The sequence below is a fragment of the Micromonospora sp. CNZ299 genome, assembly GCF_002754415.1.
Genome location: NZ_PEFG01000001.1, coordinates 1,876,425 through 1,892,621, shown reverse-complemented (window position 1 = coordinate 1,892,621; position 16,197 = coordinate 1,876,425). Strand labels below are relative to the sequence as shown.

Annotated in this window: 18 protein-coding genes; 11 read left to right on the top strand and 7 right to left on the bottom strand. The window is 71.7% G+C overall.

Features of this window, described 5'->3' with window-relative positions:
- Positions 1-71 precede the first annotated feature (71 nt).
- From eccB to CLT68_RS09070, 8 genes are all read left to right on the top strand, one after another.
- Positions 72-1,604, top strand: a complete 1,533-nt coding sequence (eccB, locus tag CLT68_RS09105; protein WP_099850103.1) for a type VII secretion protein EccB — start codon at positions 72-74, stop codon at positions 1,602-1,604.
- Positions 1,605-1,693: 89 nt separating this feature from the next.
- On the top strand, positions 1,694-2,062 hold the full coding sequence (locus CLT68_RS09100) for a hypothetical protein (RefSeq protein WP_088951255.1): 369 nt from the start codon (positions 1,694-1,696) through the stop codon (positions 2,060-2,062).
- Positions 2,055-3,338 carry a WXG100 family type VII secretion target gene (locus tag CLT68_RS09095; RefSeq protein WP_099850101.1) on the top strand — a complete coding sequence of 428 codons (1,284 nt, stop codon included), beginning with the start codon at positions 2,055-2,057 and terminating at the stop codon, positions 3,336-3,338. Before CLT68_RS09100 ends, CLT68_RS09095 begins: the two co-directional genes overlap by 8 nt.
- 206 nt (positions 3,339-3,544) lie before the next feature.
- A complete protein-coding gene (locus CLT68_RS09090) occupies positions 3,545-3,901 on the top strand; it encodes a hypothetical protein (protein ID WP_143743151.1) in 357 nt (118 codons plus the stop codon).
- A 154-nt stretch (positions 3,902-4,055) separates the two neighbouring features.
- On the top strand, positions 4,056-4,853 hold the full coding sequence (locus CLT68_RS09085; RefSeq protein ID WP_099856953.1) for a hypothetical protein: 798 nt from the start codon (positions 4,056-4,058) through the stop codon (positions 4,851-4,853).
- A 33-nt stretch (positions 4,854-4,886) separates the two neighbouring features.
- A complete protein-coding gene (locus CLT68_RS09080; RefSeq protein WP_088951252.1) occupies positions 4,887-5,228 on the top strand; it encodes a YkvA family protein in 342 nt (113 codons plus the stop codon).
- A gap of 31 nt (positions 5,229-5,259) precedes the next feature.
- Entirely contained in the window at positions 5,260-5,667 is a 408-nt protein-coding gene (locus CLT68_RS09075; protein WP_099850096.1) for a TIGR03618 family F420-dependent PPOX class oxidoreductase, read from the top strand.
- 268 nt (positions 5,668-5,935) lie between these two features.
- Positions 5,936-6,580, top strand: a complete 645-nt coding sequence (locus tag CLT68_RS09070) for a C39 family peptidase (RefSeq protein WP_099850094.1) — start codon at positions 5,936-5,938, stop codon at positions 6,578-6,580.
- 10 nt (positions 6,581-6,590) lie between these two features.
- Here CLT68_RS09070 and CLT68_RS09065 read toward each other — a convergent pair whose 3' ends face one another.
- Entirely contained in the window at positions 6,591-7,991 is a 1,401-nt protein-coding gene (locus CLT68_RS09065; RefSeq protein WP_486482113.1) for an FUSC family protein, read from the bottom strand.
- Between the two features lie 93 nt (positions 7,992-8,084).
- Here CLT68_RS09065 and CLT68_RS09060 point away from each other — a divergent pair, with 93 nt between their 5' ends.
- Positions 8,085-8,690, top strand: coding sequence for a hemerythrin domain-containing protein (locus CLT68_RS09060; protein ID WP_099850092.1), 606 nt, complete (start codon positions 8,085-8,087; stop codon positions 8,688-8,690).
- A 67-nt stretch (positions 8,691-8,757) separates the two neighbouring features.
- Here the strand turns inward: CLT68_RS09060 and CLT68_RS09055 are convergent, their stop codons facing one another.
- A complete protein-coding gene (locus tag CLT68_RS09055; protein WP_218908168.1) occupies positions 8,758-8,928 on the bottom strand; it encodes an antitoxin in 171 nt (56 codons plus the stop codon).
- Between the two features lie 225 nt (positions 8,929-9,153).
- On the opposite strand from CLT68_RS09055, the gene CLT68_RS09050 reads away from it, so the two are divergent.
- Positions 9,154-10,275 carry an AI-2E family transporter gene (locus CLT68_RS09050; RefSeq protein ID WP_099850090.1) on the top strand — a complete coding sequence of 374 codons (1,122 nt, stop codon included), beginning with the start codon at positions 9,154-9,156 and terminating at the stop codon, positions 10,273-10,275.
- On the opposite strand, the gene CLT68_RS09045 is transcribed toward CLT68_RS09050, so the two are convergent.
- Positions 10,276-10,929, bottom strand: coding sequence for a dienelactone hydrolase family protein (locus CLT68_RS09045; RefSeq protein WP_099850088.1), 654 nt, complete (start codon positions 10,927-10,929; stop codon positions 10,276-10,278).
- Positions 10,930-11,099: 170 nt separating this feature from the next.
- On the opposite strand from CLT68_RS09045, the gene CLT68_RS09040 reads away from it, so the two are divergent.
- A complete protein-coding gene (locus CLT68_RS09040) occupies positions 11,100-11,279 on the top strand; it encodes a hypothetical protein (protein ID WP_088951245.1) in 180 nt (59 codons plus the stop codon).
- 76 nt (positions 11,280-11,355) lie between these two features.
- On the opposite strand, the gene CLT68_RS09035 is transcribed toward CLT68_RS09040, so the two are convergent.
- The 4 genes from CLT68_RS09035 to CLT68_RS09020 all read right to left on the bottom strand — a co-directional run bounded on the left by CLT68_RS09035 (position 11,356) and on the right by CLT68_RS09020 (position 16,111).
- On the bottom strand, positions 11,356-13,728 hold the full coding sequence (locus CLT68_RS09035) for a glycoside hydrolase family 65 protein (protein ID WP_099850086.1): 2,373 nt from the start codon (positions 13,726-13,728) through the stop codon (positions 11,356-11,358).
- Complete coding sequence (locus CLT68_RS09030; RefSeq protein WP_099850084.1) at positions 13,725-14,528, bottom strand: beta-phosphoglucomutase family hydrolase; 804 nt, start codon at positions 14,526-14,528, stop codon at positions 13,725-13,727. Before CLT68_RS09030 ends, CLT68_RS09035 begins: the two co-directional genes overlap by 4 nt.
- A 59-nt stretch (positions 14,529-14,587) precedes the next feature.
- Positions 14,588-15,052: a DUF4442 domain-containing protein gene (locus CLT68_RS09025; RefSeq protein ID WP_099850082.1), complete on the bottom strand. Its 465-nt coding sequence runs from the start codon at positions 15,050-15,052 to the stop codon at positions 14,588-14,590.
- A gap of 63 nt (positions 15,053-15,115) precedes the next feature.
- Positions 15,116-16,111 (bottom strand): hypothetical protein, encoded by a 996-nt coding sequence (locus CLT68_RS09020; RefSeq protein WP_099850080.1) that lies wholly within the window; start codon positions 16,109-16,111, stop codon positions 15,116-15,118.
- Positions 16,112-16,197 lie beyond the last annotated feature (86 nt).

Genomic DNA, 16,197 nt, shown 5'->3' with positions numbered 1-16,197 from the left:
CCTTATCGTAGGGAAGCCCGCGACGGCACCCCGACCTGATCGTCGCGGATCCACCCCGCCGGAGGTAAGTCATGCGGACCCGCCGCGATCAGGTGCAGGCGTACCGCTTCGTCACCCGCCGGATCGTCTCCGCGTTGCTGTCGGGCGATCCGGAGACCACCAACCTGCCGATGCGGCGGCTCGGGATGGCCGTCTTCGGCAGTGTCATCACCGCGGCCGTCGTGCTCGGTGGCGTCGGCGCCTACGGTCAGCTGACCGGGAACACCGCGCCGCTGAACGACCAGACCCTGGTCATCGAACGGGAAACCGGCGCGACGTACGTCTTCATGAGCGGGCAGCTGCATCCGACGCTCAACTACGCGTCGGCCCGCCTGATCCTCGACAAGCCCGACGCCGAGGTGCGGACGATGTCCCAGGCGGCACTGCGGGATCGTCCACGGGGGTTGACCCTCGGCATCGTCGGGGCGCCGGACGCTCTGCCGGACCGCAAGTCGCTGACCGGTCTGCCCTGGTCGGTCTGCGACGTGCCCGATCCGGTCGACCCGCAGCGCTCCCGCACCCGGGTGGTGATCGACCGGGCGCTGCCCGGCGGTGTGCCGCTGGGCGACCGGGCGGTGCTGGTCGTGGTGGATGATCAGAAGTACCTGGTCACCAACAACATCCGATTCCAGGTGCTCGGCGGTGACCGGACGATCACGGCGTTGAAGTTGCCCGGCGCCGCGCAGTTGCGGGTCGGGCAGCAACTGCTCAACGCCGTACCGGCCGGGCCACCGCTGCGCAAGCCGTCGCTGGCCGGCGAGGGCGAGTCCAGCACCCGGACGGTGGCCGGCCGACCGGCCAAGATCGGTCAGGTGTTCAGCGCGGCCGGGCGGCACTACGTGCTCACCCGGGAGGGCCTCGCGTCGATCAGTGAGATCACCGCCCTGCTGATGGTCGGCGGCGGCGGTCAGATCACCGACATCACCCCCAATCAGGCGGGCGAGCTGTATGTCGAGCAGCGGGTCGAGGAGGAGGGGCTGCCGGAGACGATGCCCGCCTTCCACCCGGCCACGTCGGGTCGGACCGCCCTCTGCGCGACGTACCGGGCGAGCAGTTCCGGCGGCCCTCCCACCACGACCCTGGAGGTCTTCGACCGGGTGCCGAACGAGCTGACCGCGACCGATCCGGGCGCGGTGCCGGTGCCACAGACCAGACGGGACGCCGTACGCACCGCCGAGGCGGTCCTGCTGCCCGGCGGCAAGGGCGTCATCGCGCAGGCCTCGCCGGGTGCCGGGACCAGCGGTTCCGGTGCCGCCGGTTCGACGATCTACCTGATCAGCCCGCAGGGCATCCGATACCCGCTCGGCTCGGCGGCGACGCTGGGGGTGCTCGGTTACGGCGGGGTCACTCCGCTCGCGGTGCCCGGTTCGCTGCTCGCGCTGATCCCGACCGGGCCCACCCTGAAGCGTGAGGACGCGCTCTCGGTCTTCTCGCCCGACGGGTCGGCGGCGGCATCTCCGGCCGGACCGGCGCCGTCTCCTCCGACAAAGAGCACTGCGTCGCCGACCGGTGGGGCGGTCGGCGCGACGCCGACGGCCTCGGGATCGACGGGAGCCGACGGCTGAGCAGCCGTGACGGGTCGCCCCGTGTCGCAGTGGTGGACTAACCTGAGTGTCGCTGACGGTTGTCAACCAGAACGACGGGGATGTTTGCCATGACCGGGCGTACGGAAGTCGACCTGCTGTCCCTTGAGGACTTCCACCTGCATCTGGCATCGCGGTTGAGTCAGGTGGAGTCGGTGCTGCGCAAGCTCAACACCGAGATGCAGTGCCGCCCACCCGCGTTGGGTTCGTTCTTCGACGCCACCGACAAGGCGCGCCGCTACAGCGAGGTTCACCAGTCCTATGTCGACCAGGCTGAGCGCGTACGGCGGGCGGTGCTGGCGGCACAGCAGGCGACGAGCACGATCCTGAGCAACTACCGCACCGCCGAGGCACGAAACGCGGCCAACGCCACCGATGTCACCGCCGCGCTGACCGGGGTCGACCAGGCGTTGCAGCCGAAGGAGGACGGGCGTGTCTGACTCCACCCACCGCTACGAGGGCAGCAGCCACCAGGAGCTCTATGACGGCGTGATGGCCGGCCAGCCGGAGCAGATCGAGGGTGTGGCCGCCCAGTGGGCCGAGCTCAAGGGAATCCTGGACGGTCTCAGCCGGGAGCTGAGCGGCGACCTGGAGAAGCTCGGCAACACCTGGACGGGCTCGGCCGGTCGTGAGTTCCACCGGCGACTCAGCCTGATCGTCGCCCACTCCGACGCGCTGAGCGACGGGATGTCCGGCGTCAAGCAGGGGCTGACCATGATGGCCGACCATCTGCGCACGGCCCGCAAGCAGGCCGAGAGCCCGGAGGAGACCGACGACAACGACAAGGCGTTGTCCGGTGCGGCCAAGGGTGCCATCACCTTCGGTCTGCCGGGTGCCGTGGTCATGGGCCTCGCGGGTCACCAGCAGGACAAGGAAGAGCAGGAGAAGGCCCACCAGCGGATGGTGAACCTCGTGGCCAAACTGGCCGACGGTTACGAGATCTCCGCCTACGACCGCGTGGTCGACCCGCCCCTGCCGAAACCGGACACTCCCGACACGGTCAGCAAGGACCCGACGTCCCCGCGGGGCGTTCCGAGCATCGCCACGGCGACCGCCGGGCCCAGCAGCACCAACATGACCGCGCGCACCGGCGACGCGACCATCGCGAGGCCCGACCGCGTCGCCGCGCCGCCGGTCACCGGCGGTGGCTCGTTCCCCGAGCAGAGCGTCCCCGGCACCGGTGGGGCGCCGACCATCGGCAGCGGCACGATCGGCGTCGGCAGCGATGTCGATGTCCGCAGCACCTCACTCGCCGGGGCGGACCCGCTGGTCGGCGGCGCGTTGGTCGCTGGTGGTGCCGCCGGGCTGGCTGGCCTGTCCGGGCCGACCACGGTGACCGCTGGTGCCGGCACCGGCCCAGGTCTGCTCTACGGCGGACAGGGTGGGGCACCGGCCGGTGGGGTCCTCCGCACCGCCACGCTCGCCAGTTCGGGCAGCACGCCCACCACGTCGGCTCGTCCGACCGGTGCGGCCGCGCCGGCTGACAGTCGCTCCGCCAGCGGGATCGGGCGCAGCATCGACGGCCAGCGGGGCGGTCGTGCAGGCGCGACCGGCAGCGGCCGCGGGGCAGGCGGCAGCGGTTCCGGCGTGCTCGGAGGACGGGGTCGGCCTCAGGAGGACGACTCCGATGAGCGGCTGACCTGGTTGACCGAGGACGAGATGGTGTGGCGCGACGGCGACAACGCAGCGCCGCCCGTGCTCGGCGCCAGCGACTGACCGTTATCCGCCACTGGCGAGCAGGCGCCCCCGGCGCTGCCGGACGAACGACACAGGGTGCCCCCGACCGGACCAGCTCCGGCCGGGGGCGCCGCCTTCCCCGGGTCTTGATATTCGGCGTCCACAGTGCGCATGGTGGTGGCGGTCACGGCAGAACCGGCGCTCGCCGTGCTGCGGCGCGCCGGGTCGGGCGATAGGTTGGTCGGGTGTCGTCCGCAGCCTTTGTCCGCCCAGCCCAGTGGGCTGTGCTGCGGTCACTGCGCGAGATGACCCGACTGGCGATCACCACGCTGGTGCTCGCGGTCGGCCTCGGTGGCGCTCTCGCTGCGACCTCACCGCCCGCCCCGACGTCTGCGCGGCCGAGTGCCGTGAGCAGCCGGGTGGCCACCGTCCGCCCCGATGCCGTGCCGGCCGCCGAGCGCGCGGGCCAGCCCGCCGCCCCGCCCGCCGGCGCGGTCGACACCATCGCTGCACCCGGTCCGGTCACTGCGGTCCCGGGGCACGCGCCGGCCATCGATCCCGGCCGTGGCACCCCGGCGCGGCGCGGTCCACCCACCCGCTGATCCAGGCCCGGCTGTCCCCGGGGCCCGGTTGCGGGTGATCCGTCGCGGCACCTGAGTCGCCGCTGACGGCACGATCCCACCTCCCGGCCGACCGGCGCCGTCTGGCTCCTCCTGACACCCGTCGATACCCGCCTTCGAGCGCGAGGTGCTGATCATGCAAACCGTCCTTTCCGCCGTCCTGCCCGACCTGTCCCGAGCCGCCGTCATCTGGCTGAGCCTGCTCGGGGTGGTCGCTGTCGCTGTCGCCGCTCTCCTGCTGCGGCCCGGTCGACTTCGCCTCGACCCGGTCGCCCGGATCCGTCGCGCGGCCATGCCGAGCCAACTCGAACACGCGCAGGAGGAACGGGAGCAGAGCCGCTACGCGCAGGAGGTCGCGGTGGCCGCGGAGCGGGCCACCACCACCGCGCAGCGCCGCCGGGCGGAGTGGGTGGCCGCGCAGGAGGCGGTGGAGGGAGCCTGGCAGACGTACGAGGCGGCCGAGGCAGCCGTGCGACGGCTCGCCGCCGCGGCCGCGATGCCGCTGCCGCACACCGCCCGGACCCCGGCGGAGTACGTGGACCGTGAGCGCTACCTGCACCGTGCCGCCCTCGATGCGTACTGGCGGCGGGAGTTGTCGGTGGAGCAGCTCAGTGAGGTCTTCGCGCACCGGGACGGCTGGGACCCGCGGTTGCACCCGGTCGAGCAGGAGCTGGTGCTGCAACGGGCGATCCGCGACAACCTGGCGGCCCGGCACGCCGCCGCCCGTGAGCAGGAGCAGGTTGCCTGGCGGGCGGCCGAGTTGGCAGTGGCGGCGGCCCGCAGTCTGCGCGAGGAGGCCCACGCCGCGACCGGACGGCGGGTCGCGGAGTCGGCGTCGGTGTTGCCGCTCAGCGAAGTTGTCCGGCCGGCAGTCGACCAGACCCGGGAAAACAAGGTGATCGCTCGCGGTCGTGCGACGGTGCCCGCGTTCTGAGCCGTACGGCGTCGGGTGGGTTAGCGTGACGGCATGTCCCGACAGGCGTGGGTGCTCGTGGTGGTCGCCGGCATCCTGGCGATCGCCACACTGGTCGGTGCCGTGGTGCTGGCGGTGCGGGTGGTGCGTACGCGACGAATGTTGACCGGGCTCGGCGCGGGCGGCAAGTTCGCCTTCTACGGGGCGCTGATCTACACGATCTTCCCGGTCGACGTGCTCCCGGACCCGATCTACCTGGATGACATGGGTGTCCTGGCCGCCGCGCTGATCTACCTCACCCGGCTGGTGCACCAACGACGGGCGGCCGGTCGACAACTGCCCGGTCAGCCGGACGCCCTGCCGGATCGGGACCACGCCCACCGTCGCGTGCCATGATCGGGGTCGGTTCGGCGGACAGGGGACGGGCATGGCGGGCGATCATCGACTGGATGTGCGCGATGAGCGGGTTGTCGCCTTCTGCGCGGAACGGCACCTCGCGACGCTGACCACCCTGCGCGCCGACGGCACCCCGCACGTCGTACCGGTAGGGGTCACCCTCGACCCGGCGGCCGGGCTGGCCCGGGTGATCACCTCCGGCGCGTCCCACAAGGCCCGTCAGGTGGCCGCTGCGGGCCCGGCGGGCGCGGCAGTGGCCGTGTGCCACGTGGATGGCCGCCGCTGGCTGACCATCGAGGGCCGCGCGGTCCTGCGGTCGGATCCCGCCTCCGTGGCGGAGGCTGAGCGTCGCTATGCCGAGCGGTATCGGACCCCCCGTCCGAATCCGGAGCGGGTCGTCATCGAGATCACCGTGACCCGGCTCCTGGGGAGCCTCTGACCCCGACCGTGTGACGGGTCGTCCGGACGGGTCACGGTCAGCGCAGCCCGATTCGCCGGAATCCCTCCCGGCCGGCAGCCGTTGCACCTGATCGCGACGCCCGCAGCCGCGGTCGGCGGAATGCCGGCCGGAGCAGGGCTGTTACGTCCCCGGTACGCCAGTGGCCCAGACCGCCGCTGGTCGTCGCCCCCGTGATGAGCCGAGCGCCATTCCCGGTGCTGCGCCCTCCGCCTGTCGGAGGCGTCAACCCCCGAACGGAGACTCGACCATGAACCCGATCGTCCAGAAGAGCGGTCTGTCCGTCGTCGGCCTGCTCGTCGCCGGCGGTTGCGCCCTCGGCCCCGCGGTAGCCGCCCAGGCCGCCCCGGCGCCTTCCGCGTCGACCTCGTCGAGCCAGACGCAGCGCTCCGCCGAGCGGGTCCTCGGCATCGACTACCAGGCCCAGCCCAACTTCTACTACTGCGGCCCGGCCGCGACCCGGATCGCGTTGTCCGCGCAGGGCAAGGCGCTCTCCCAGGACGAGGTGGCCAAGCTGCTCGGCACCACCGAGGCCGGCACCCCCTCGGCCCTGGACACCACCCGGGTGCTGAACGAACTGACCGGTGGCAAGTACCGGACCACCGAGATTCGTGACTCCGTGGCCCGGCCCGACCAGGTCGAGCAGTTGCGCCGGGACGTACTGGCCGCGGTGGACGCCGGCCGGCCGGTGGTGGCCAACATCAAGGGCACGACCGTCGACACCGACGGCAACCCGCACTCGTACGAGGGTGGCCACTACCTGACGCTCGTCGGCTACCGCGACGGTGGGGACAGCATCCGGGTCGCCGACCCGGCCGACCCGACGCTGGGCGAGTACTGGATGAGCCTGCCGAAGGTCGCCAACTGGATCGCCGAGCGCGGTTACTCCTCCTGATCTGACGGTGTCACCGGGCCGGTCTCCCCTGCGGGGAGGCCGGCCCGTTCGCCATCCGCATCCGGGCGGCCAGGTGCGCGCGCCGACGAGCTCGCAGGGCCCGCGTCGGCCGGACGCGGTGCAGTTGTCGCCGGACCAGCGGGTGCACTGCCGCCTCACCGGCGCCGGCGGCCCGCCGCACGATCCGGTTGGCGTCGTCGGGTTCACAACCGCACGCCCGGAGCAGGTCGCTGGCCGCGGTACGCAGCCCGGTGACCAGGGACTCGCCGAACGACTTGACCCCGCTCGCAGCAGCGTGCCCGGCCAACTCGGCACACTCCTCGATCAACCGGAGAGTGCGTCGTGGGTCGTCGCCGACCCGGCACTCCGTACGCATCTCCGCCACCGCCTGACCCAACCGGGTCATCGCGTCCGGCAGCTGCGGCGGGATCGGCTCGTCGTACTGGAGGGCGGTCGACGACCAGCGGGCCAGGGCGCGGGTGTCCAGCAGCAGCCGTTCGAGGTGATCCGCGCTGCGGGCGTACCGGTGGTACTGCTCGCGGCGGTGCCAGCGGACCGGGGCGAGCGTCACCACCTCCTCCGCCCCGCTCAACGCGTCGTGCAGCCTGCTGACGTCGTCCTCGGTGCCCCGCAGCCGATCGAGGACGCGCAGCGTCCGGTCCCCGTCGCGGTCCCGCAACCCCTGCGCCAGCTCGGCGAGCTGCTCGCAGAGAACCGCGAAGATCGGCGCTGCGGCGCGGTCCAGGACCCGCATCGGGTTCACCGGCAGCAACAGCGCGACCACCACCAGCCCGACCGCCCCGCCGACGAGCGCGTCGAAGATCCGGGGTAGCTCCAGGCCACGTTCCATCGGGGCCAGCGTGGCGATCAGCACGGCGGTACCGCCGGCCTGACCCACCAGCGGACCGCCCCTCCCGGCCACCAGCAACGCGACGGCGATGGCCAGGGCGACCACCACACCGGTCTGCCACGGACCGTTGCCGAGCAGGAAACGCAGCGTGTCGCCGATGATGATGCCCAGGGCCACGCCACCCAGCAGCTCGAACGTGCGTCGGGCCCGCTGGCCGATGGCGGTGGCGATCGTACCGACGGCGGCTGCGGGTGCGAAGACGTGCGATCCCTGCCCGAGCAGCTTCTGGGCGAGCAGGGCGGCGATCGCTGCGGCCAGCCCCGCCTGGATGGAGATCACCAGGGTGACCTCCCACTGGCGGGCGCGGATCCTGCTGGCCTGTCCACCCCGGTGTCGTGCCCGCTGGACGGCCTGACCGCTCCGCTCGGCAGCCTCGTCGAACCGCGACCGGGCGCGGTCGGCGGGTGGGCGGTCGTCGGCCATGGCGGCGCTTACCCCGGCCACGGCGGGGCAGTCGTGCCGATCCGGCATCACCCCCACCACAGGCCCCACCTGGATCATGCAACGCATCGTCGTCCATGGGTTTGTGCAGCCCCGTGGGGGTACCTGGGCCTCACACCTCCCACCGATCCGCAACCGGTAAGGGGCCGTGACATGAGCAACCCGCAGAACGACGACGACCATGACGTCGTCGACATCCTGGTCGCCGACCATCGTGAGGTCGAGGCCCTCTTCGTCGAGTTGGAGACCGGACAGGGCACCCTCGAACACCGCCGCCAACTCGTCGACGTCGTGATCGCCGAACTCGTCCGCCACTCGGTCGCCGAGGAGGCGTACGTCTATCCGATCGCCCGTAAGGCGCTGCCCGACGGCAATGAGATCGCCGACCGCGAGATAGCGGAGCACACCGACGCCGAACGGACCATGAAGGAGCTGGAGTCCGTCGACCCGTCCGACCCGCGCTTCGACGAGTTGCTCGCCCACCTGGTGAGCACAATCCGCGACCACGTACGCGAGGAGGAGAACGAACTCTTTCCCCGGCTGCGCGCGGCGACCGCCCGGGAGGAGCTGATCGAGGTCGCCGACAAGGTGACGGCGGTCAAGGAGATCGGCCCGACCCGCCCGCACCCGGGAAAGCCGCACCACCCGCCAGCGAACAAGCTGCTCGCACCGGGCATCGGTCTGGTGGACCGGCTGCGCGACGCGTTGAGTGGCCGGCCCACCTCGACGGACGAGTTACGCGAGGAGCAGCAGCGCTGACCGGAGCATCCACACAGAACACTCCCGGGTCGCCGACGGCGCGGCAACCCGGGAGGCGTCTGGCGAATCAACGGACCTGGTCGCCCTCACCGGTGCGCGCCTGGGCCTGGTCGACACCCTTGTCGATCTTGTCGTCGTACTTGCCGCCGGTGCGCTTGTCGGCCATGTCGCCGGCCTTCTCCATGCCCTGGTCGACCTGCTTGTCGTGCTTGTCCGCGAAGTCCTTGGCCTTGTCCATGAAATCACCCACGGTGCTCCTCCTCCGGTCCGGTTGCTCCTGATTGCGTTCCCTTGGGCGGACAGCGCAAACGCCGTCGTCCCGGACGCGGTTGGCGAACATCCACCCGGGGCGCCCCGAGCGGCGTACGATCCGCGCGGGCAGCGGCCAGCGCGCAGTTGGAGCGATACGGGTGTCGGCGAAGGACCGGCTGGGTACCGACTCGCCGAGATCGAGGAGGCCGACATGGCGGCAGAGGATCCCGGAGCGACAACGGATCCCGGAGCGACAACGAGCGGCGCCGGACCGCGCCAGTCGTGGGCGGCGCTGCCCTGGCTGGTCCGAACCGCGGTGTTGTGGAGCGCCTGCCTGGTGGTGATCGTCGCCGGGCTCTACCTGCTGGGCAAGATTGCCGTCCTGCTGGCGCCGCTGGCCATCGCGCTGGCCGCCACCATCTTCCTCACCGCGTTGCTCGACCCGGTGCTGCTCCTGCTGCGTCGGCTGCGTCTTCCGGCGGCACTGGCCGCGCTGTGCACCGTACTTCTGCTGCTCGGCATCCTGGTCGGCGTCGGCGCGTTGGTGTGGAACCTGACCGCCAGTCAGTTCGACCAGCTCAGTCAGGAGTTGACGCAGGGCGTCGAGCGCAGTCGGGACTTCGTGACGTCGACGCTGCCGGTGACCGAGGCGCAGCTGGACCGGCTGGTGGACCAGGCCCGGCAGGGGCTCAGCGGCAGCTCGCCGGACCCGGTGGCGGGCGCCCGGACGGCCACCGAAGTGTTCGGTTCCGCACTGCTCGCCCTGGTGCTGCTCTTCTTCCTGCTCAAGGATGGCCGGTCGATGTGGCACTGGCTGGTGTCCCGGATGTCCGGCGCGACCCAGCCCGTGATGGCCGAGGCCGGCCGGGCCGGGTGGCAGACCCTTGGTGCGTACAGCCGGGGCACCATGTTGATCGCCGCGATCGACGCGCTCGGCATCGGGCTGGCTCTGGTGGTGCTGCGGGTGCCGCTGGCCCTGCCGCTGGCGCTGATCACCTTCCTCGGCGGGTTCGTGCCGATCATCGGGGCGACGGTGGCCGGTGCGGTGGCGGTGCTGGTGGCGCTGGCCGCGAACGGCCCCACCACCGCTCTGCTCACCCTCGCCGCGGTGATCGCGGTGCAGCAGATCGAGGGCAACCTGCTGGAGCCGCTGGTGATGAAACGGCAGGTACGGCTGCACCCGGCGGTGATCCTGGTGGCGGTCACGGCCGGCACGCTGATCGCCGGGATCGCGGGCGCCTTCGTCAGTGTTCCGATCACCGCCGTCCTCTGGCGCGTCATCGACACCGTCCAACAGCGCCGCGCGACCTCGGCTCTCGTGCCGGCGGAGTGATCACCGGCTGAGATGTGTGGTGAACCAGGTGCCAGCCTGGTCGGCGACCTGTTCCAGGGTGCCGGGCTCCTCGAAGAGGTGGGTGGCACCGGGGATCACCCGCAGCTCGCCGACCTCCCCCAACTCGGCCAGCGCCCGCTCGTTGAGCGTGATCACTTCCTCGTCCAGGCCGCCGACCAGGAGCAACGTGGGCGTACGCACCTGCGCCAGTGCTTCCTCGGCCAGGTCCGGCCGGCCGCCCCGGCTGACCACGGCACCCACCCGATCCGCCCGGGACGACGCCGCGACGAGTGCGGCGGCGGCCCCGGTGCTGGCGCCGAACAGCCCGATCGGCACGTCACCGGCGGGGCGTTGCACCGCCAACCAGTCGACGATCCCGGCCAGTCGACTGGCCAGCAGCCCGATGTCGAACCGGAGTTCGGCGGTGCGCGCGTCCACCTCGTCCTCGGTCGGCGTGAGCAGGTCCACCAGGACCGTGCCGAGCCCCCGACCGTTCAGCGCACGGGCCACCGCCACGTTGCGCGGGCTGTGCCGGGAGCTGCCGCTGCCGTGCGCGAACAGCACGACACCGACGGGTTGAGCGGGCAGCATCAGGTCAGCGGGGAGTTGGGCGTCGCCAACCGGAATGGCCACCGTGCTGCGTTGCTCGTCCATGCCCCACCTCCGTGAGTTCGCCTACGGGCCGGGTACCCCGCCGGCCGCGCCGCACGCACGCCGACGGCCGCGCCGGCGGGCCGCGTTTGCCCAAAGGGGCGCCGGGTACGCGACGAGTGACCGCAGACCGTGTCGGCGCAGCCGCGCCCCGACGGATCGCGAGGATCGCCATGGCCAAGCAGCAGATTTCCGAGCAGCAGCAGATGACCGAGCGGGCCCAGCGTGAACAGGACGCCGAGCGCAACCAGGACTTCGGGGACCAGGCCGCTTCGGCCCGGCTGCCCGACGATCCCAAGGCGGCTGCGCCCCGGGACGCGATCGGACGCCCGTCAACCGGCGAGCCGGTCTGACGCAGGTGCTGACCGGCGAGCCGGTCTGACTACTGGTGCGAGGCGGTCGGGGCGGGAGCGACTCCCGCCCCGACCGTCACTGCTCGCGCTCGGGCAGCCGCAGCAGCGGTGACCGGCCCGGTGGCTGCTCGGGCGCGGGGCCGGACGGCTCCGCCGGGGGCACCGGCACCGTCACCGGCTCGTCGCAGGTGACCCGTAGCACCTGGTCGTGGTGGCGTAGTTCCACAACGTCATCCGGGCCGCCGTGGCGGAGCGAGTAGGTCGTCTGGTGTGGTCGGACATCCACCCGCAGCGACAGCCCTCGCCACTGCAGGGAGAATTCCAACCGGCTGAGTCGGCTGGAGAGCCGGGGGGCGAAGGACAGCTCGCCGTGGTGGTCGCGCAGGCCGCCGAACCCGCTGACCAGGGCGAGCCACGCGCCGGCCAGCGACGCCATGTGTACGCCGTCGCGGGTGTTCTCGTTGAGGTCGTGCAGGTCCATCAACGCGGCTTCGCGCAGGTAGGTGTGCGCCAGCTCCGGGTGGCCCACCTCGGCGGCGAGCACCGCCTGGGTGCAGGCCGACAACGACGAGTCGCGTACGGTGCGGCGCTCGCAGTAGAGGAAGTTGCGTACCTTCTGCTCGGGGGTGAACGCGTCCCCCCGCCAGTGCATCGCGAGGACCAGGTCGGCCTGCTTGATCACCTGCTTTCGGTACAGCTCGAAGTACGGGTAGTGCAACAGCAGCGGATATTTCTCCGCCGGCGTGTGGGTGAAGTCCCATTCCTGGAGCCGGGTGAAGCCCTCCACCTGCTGGTGGACCCCAAGCTCCTCGTCATACGGGACGTGCATCGAGGTGGCCGCGTCCCGCCAGCTGGCGGCCTCCTCGTCGGTGACTCCGAGGTGGAACGCGTCGTCCCGGTAGCGCATCACCACCTCGGCGGCGGCGAGCAGGTTCCGCTGCGCCATCAGGTTGGTGTAGACGTTGTCGTTCTTCACTGCCGTGTATTCGTCCGGGCCGGTGACGCCGTCGATGTGGAACTGCCCGTGCCGGTCGTGGTGGCCGATCGAGCGCCACAACCGGGCGGTCTCGACCAGGAGTTCCAGCCCGATCTCCCGTTCCATCTGGGTGTCACCGGTGACCATCACGTAGCGGCGCATGGCATCGGCGATGTCGGCGGCGATGTGGAAGGCCGCCGTGCCGGCCGGCCAGTACCCCGACGATTCCGGCCCCTCAATGGTCCGCCAGGGGAAGGCGGCACCCCTGAGGTTGAGCGTCTCGGCACGCTCCCTCGCCGAATCCAACGTGCTGTGCCGCCACTGGAGAGCGCTACGCACCGCGCTGGGCTGGGTGTACGTGAGCACCGGCAGGACGAACATCTCCGTGTCCCAGAACGCGTGCCCGTCGTAACCGGGGCCGGTCAGCCCCTTCGCCGAGATCGGCCGCTGCTCGGCGCGGGCGCCGGCCTGGAGCACGTGGAAGAGACCGAACCGGACCGCCTGCTGCACCTCCGGGTCGCCCTCGACCAGCACGTCGGACGCGTCCCAGAACGCGTCGAGGTAGTTGCGCTGCTCGCGGTGCAGGCCGTCCCAGCCGTCCAGCCGGGCCCCGGCCAGCGCCGCGCCGACCTGGTCGCGCAGTGCGGGCAGCGACCGCCGGCTCGACCAGCTGTACGTCAGGTACTTGACCACCCGCAGCTTCTCGCCGGGCTTGAGCACGCAGGCGATGGTGGTACGGACCCAGTCCTGGTAGCCCTCGGACTCGATGGTGGTGTGGTCCGGGCCGTGGACCTCGTGCTCCATGGCGGCGGCGACCCGCAGCCCGGAGACCTTGGTGCGGTGGATCAGCTGCCCACCGTCCGGGGTGGTCAGCTCCTCCTCGGCCTGCAGGGGTGACTCCAGCACCGCCGCCACCCGGGGGTCCTTGCTCTGCGCGGGCAGCGACTCGTTGGCCACCAACTCGGACTGCACGATCAGCCGCAGCGGACCGTCGACGGCCTCCACCTCGTAGCTGATGGCGGCGACCGACCGCTGGGTGAAGGAGACCAGTCGGGTGCTGCGGACCTTGACCTCCCGGCCGGCCGGCGAGCGCCAGTGCAGCTCCCGGTGCAGGGTGCCGGCTCGCAGGTCGAGGATCCGCTCGTGGGCCAGCAGTTCCCCGTAGCGCACGTCGAGCGGCTCGTCGTCGACGAGCAGTCGGATCAGTTTGCCGTTGGTGACGTTGACGATGGTCTGCCCGGACTCGGGGAAGCCGTAGCCCGCCTCCGCGTACGGCAGTGGTCGCAGCTCGTAGAACGAGTTGAGGTAGGTGCCGGGCAGGCCGTGCGGCTCACCCTCGTCGAGGTTGCCGCGCAGGCCGACGTGTCCGTTGGAGAGCGCGAAGACCGACTCCGACTGGGCCAGGACGTCCATGTCGAGCCGGGTCTCCCGGACGTGCCACGGCTCGACCGGATAGGCCCGCTCCCGGATCACGCGGAGCCTCGTCTATCGGCGGGGTGGGCGGTGGCGGCACGGCCCGGCGCCGGCGGGTCGGCGACGGCGAGCAGCTCGGCGAGGTCCTGCACCACGATGTCGGCGCCGTGCGCGAGCAACTCGTCGGCCTGCCCGACCCGGTCGACGCCGACCACGTAGCCGAAGCCACCGGCACGGCCGGCGGCCACCCCGGAGAGCGCGTCCTCGAAGACGGCGGCCCGTGTCGGGTCGACGCCGAGCAGTGTGGCCCCGGCGAGGAAGGTGTCGGGGTGCGGTTTGCCACGCAGCCCCTGGGCGCGGGCGACCAGGCCGTCGACCCGGGCCTCCAGCAGCGGTTCCAGCCCGGCGGCGGCGACCACCTCGCCACCGTTGGCGCTGGCCGTCACCACGGCCCGGCGCAGCCCGGCGGCCCTCGCCGCCTCCAGGTAGTGCACCGAGCCCGGGTAGACCTCGACGCCGGCGGTGCGGAGGCGTTCCAGCAGCAGGACGTTCTTGCGGTTGCCCACGCCGTTGACGGTGTCGGCGTCCGGCGGGTCGTCCGGGATGCCCTCGGGGAGGACTATGCCGCGGGAGGCGAGGAACGAGCGGACGCCGTCGGCGCGGGGTCGCCCGTCGACGTAGCGGTTGTAGTCCGGGCCCGGGTCGAACGGTTGGAAGGGCTCGCCGGAGACGGTGGCTCGCTGCCGGAGGAACTCGTCGAAGGTCTGCTTCCAGGCAGCGTTGTGCACGCGGGCGGTCTGCGTCAGCACACCGTCCAGGTCGAAGAGACAGGCGGTCACATGAGCAGGTAGGCCCAGCACGGTACGAATCTATCCACCCCACTGGGCCCGCAAACCCGTTTCCGCCGCCCCGGCGCGCCTCAGTTCGGCCGCAGCGTCCAGATCACGGTCATCGCCGAGGTCGGCTTGCCCTCCTCGGTCGCGATCTCCACCTCGACCGGGAACTCCGGCCGCTGACCGGACTCCAGCTCCTCGATCACCTCGAGCGCCGGCCGCCCGAGCCGCGCGGTGGCCAGCATCGGGCCCATGGCGAGCTTGCGGTAGGCGATGTCGGCCCGGACGGCGAGCGGCACGGCCCGGTCGAACAGCTGCCCGAAGGCGGCCAGCACGACCGCGCCGGAGGCCGTCTCGCCGAGGGTGAACATGGCACCGGCGTGCGGGCCGCCGATGTGGTTGTGGGTGGCCGGCGAGTCGGGCAGCCGGACGACCGCCCGCACCCCGCCCTTTGCCTCGGGTGCCACCTCGACGAATTCGATGCCGAGCGTACGAGCGAAGGGCACCGCTTCCAGGATGCCGGCCGCCACTTGGCGGGAGTCGATGGTCATGTCCTGACGTTACTAGCCGGTAACCAGGCCGGCAACCAGGGTCTTTCCCCACTCGACCGGTGCTCAGAGGTTGGCGATCGTCCGCAGGATCTCCGCGTAGAAGTTGCCGTCGATGCTGCGGAAGAAGGCGAAATCCTGGCCCGGGTCACCGAAGAACGGGCGCAGCGTCCACGCCAACTGGGTGCCGACGAAACCGAAGAGCAGGATCCAGATGTAGAGCAGGGTCATGCTGGCCGGCCGCTGCGACGGGTCGCCGCGCCGGACGGGCGGGCTGCCCCACGGGCGTTGCGCCACCGGGGCGCCCGGAGGGAACGAGACGCCCGCCGGCTGGCCGGCCCACTGAGCCGGCACGTGCGCCGGAACCGGCGCGGCGGTCGCGGCGCCGTTCGACGTCGACTCGGCAACCGCGGCCCCGACCGGCACGGCCACCGGCTCGGCGCCCTGACCGGCGGCCGGGGTCGCTCCGGCGGGCACGGCGGCCGGCACAGCCTGGACCGGGGCCGGGGCGGCCTGGACCGCGACCGGCGCGTTCGCCTGGGCGTTGGCGGCCTCCGGCGCAAGCAGGCCGTGGTCGTTGAGCACCTGCATCCCACCGGTCAGGAAGCGCAACCCGACCACTGCCGACAGGGTCAGGATCGCCACGTTGAGCAGCTTGAAGAACCCGTAGTCGGGCGCGGTGATCAGGAAGAAGAGGCTGATCGGCGCGAACGCCACGGCGAGCATCGAGGTGACCGTGATCGCCACCATCACCAGCGCCAACGACTGACGCACCGACAGCCGGGCACCGAAGACCAGGTTGAACAGGTAGAGCGTGGGCAGGCAGATGGCCAGCGTGACCAGGAACAGCAGCGGCAGCTTCAACGCGGAGGTCAGCGCCATCAGCGGGCTGTGGAAGGCGCCCAGCACCGCGCCGTAACAGGCCAACGCGATGGCGGAACTGCTCAGCATGCGAACGGTCAGCGCGTTGAGGTCACGCTCGGCCACGATCTGCTGCCAGATGCTCCCGCGATCGCGCAGGATGCGCTCGATGACGAGCGGGCTGGGACGGTCACCCGACACGGGTGCACCCCTCTCGGAGGTCTTTCACTGTGGACTGGGTGCGCAGACGGTAGGACACCGGACGGTGGGCCCGCCACCCCGCTCCG

What these genes read in the sequence shown, in the direction of transcription:
- eccB (WP_099850103.1), top strand. Translation starts at nt 72, where the DNA reads ATGCGGACCCGCCGCGATCAGGTGCAGGCGTACCGCTTCGTCACCCGC.
- CLT68_RS09100 (WP_088951255.1), top strand. Translation starts at nt 1,694, where the DNA reads ATGACCGGGCGTACGGAAGTCGACCTGCTGTCCCTTGAGGACTTCCAC.
- CLT68_RS09085 (WP_099856953.1), top strand. Translation starts at nt 4,056, where the DNA reads ATGCAAACCGTCCTTTCCGCCGTCCTGCCCGACCTGTCCCGAGCCGCC.
- CLT68_RS09080 (WP_088951252.1), top strand. Translation starts at nt 4,887, where the DNA reads ATGTCCCGACAGGCGTGGGTGCTCGTGGTGGTCGCCGGCATCCTGGCG.
- CLT68_RS09075 (WP_099850096.1), top strand. Translation starts at nt 5,260, where the DNA reads ATGGCGGGCGATCATCGACTGGATGTGCGCGATGAGCGGGTTGTCGCC.
- CLT68_RS09070 (WP_099850094.1), top strand. Translation starts at nt 5,936, where the DNA reads ATGAACCCGATCGTCCAGAAGAGCGGTCTGTCCGTCGTCGGCCTGCTC.
- CLT68_RS09065 (WP_486482113.1), bottom strand. Translation starts at nt 7,991, where the DNA reads ATGATCCAGGTGGGGCCTGTGGTGGGGGTGATGCCGGATCGGCACGAC.
- CLT68_RS09060 (WP_099850092.1), top strand. Translation starts at nt 8,085, where the DNA reads ATGAGCAACCCGCAGAACGACGACGACCATGACGTCGTCGACATCCTG.
- CLT68_RS09055 (WP_218908168.1), bottom strand. Translation starts at nt 8,928, where the DNA reads ATGGACAAGGCCAAGGACTTCGCGGACAAGCACGACAAGCAGGTCGAC.
- CLT68_RS09050 (WP_099850090.1), top strand. Translation starts at nt 9,154, where the DNA reads ATGGCGGCAGAGGATCCCGGAGCGACAACGGATCCCGGAGCGACAACG.
- CLT68_RS09045 (WP_099850088.1), bottom strand. Translation starts at nt 10,929, where the DNA reads ATGGACGAGCAACGCAGCACGGTGGCCATTCCGGTTGGCGACGCCCAA.
- CLT68_RS09040 (WP_088951245.1), top strand. Translation starts at nt 11,100, where the DNA reads ATGGCCAAGCAGCAGATTTCCGAGCAGCAGCAGATGACCGAGCGGGCC.
- CLT68_RS09025 (WP_099850082.1), bottom strand. Translation starts at nt 15,052, where the DNA reads ATGACCATCGACTCCCGCCAAGTGGCGGCCGGCATCCTGGAAGCGGTG.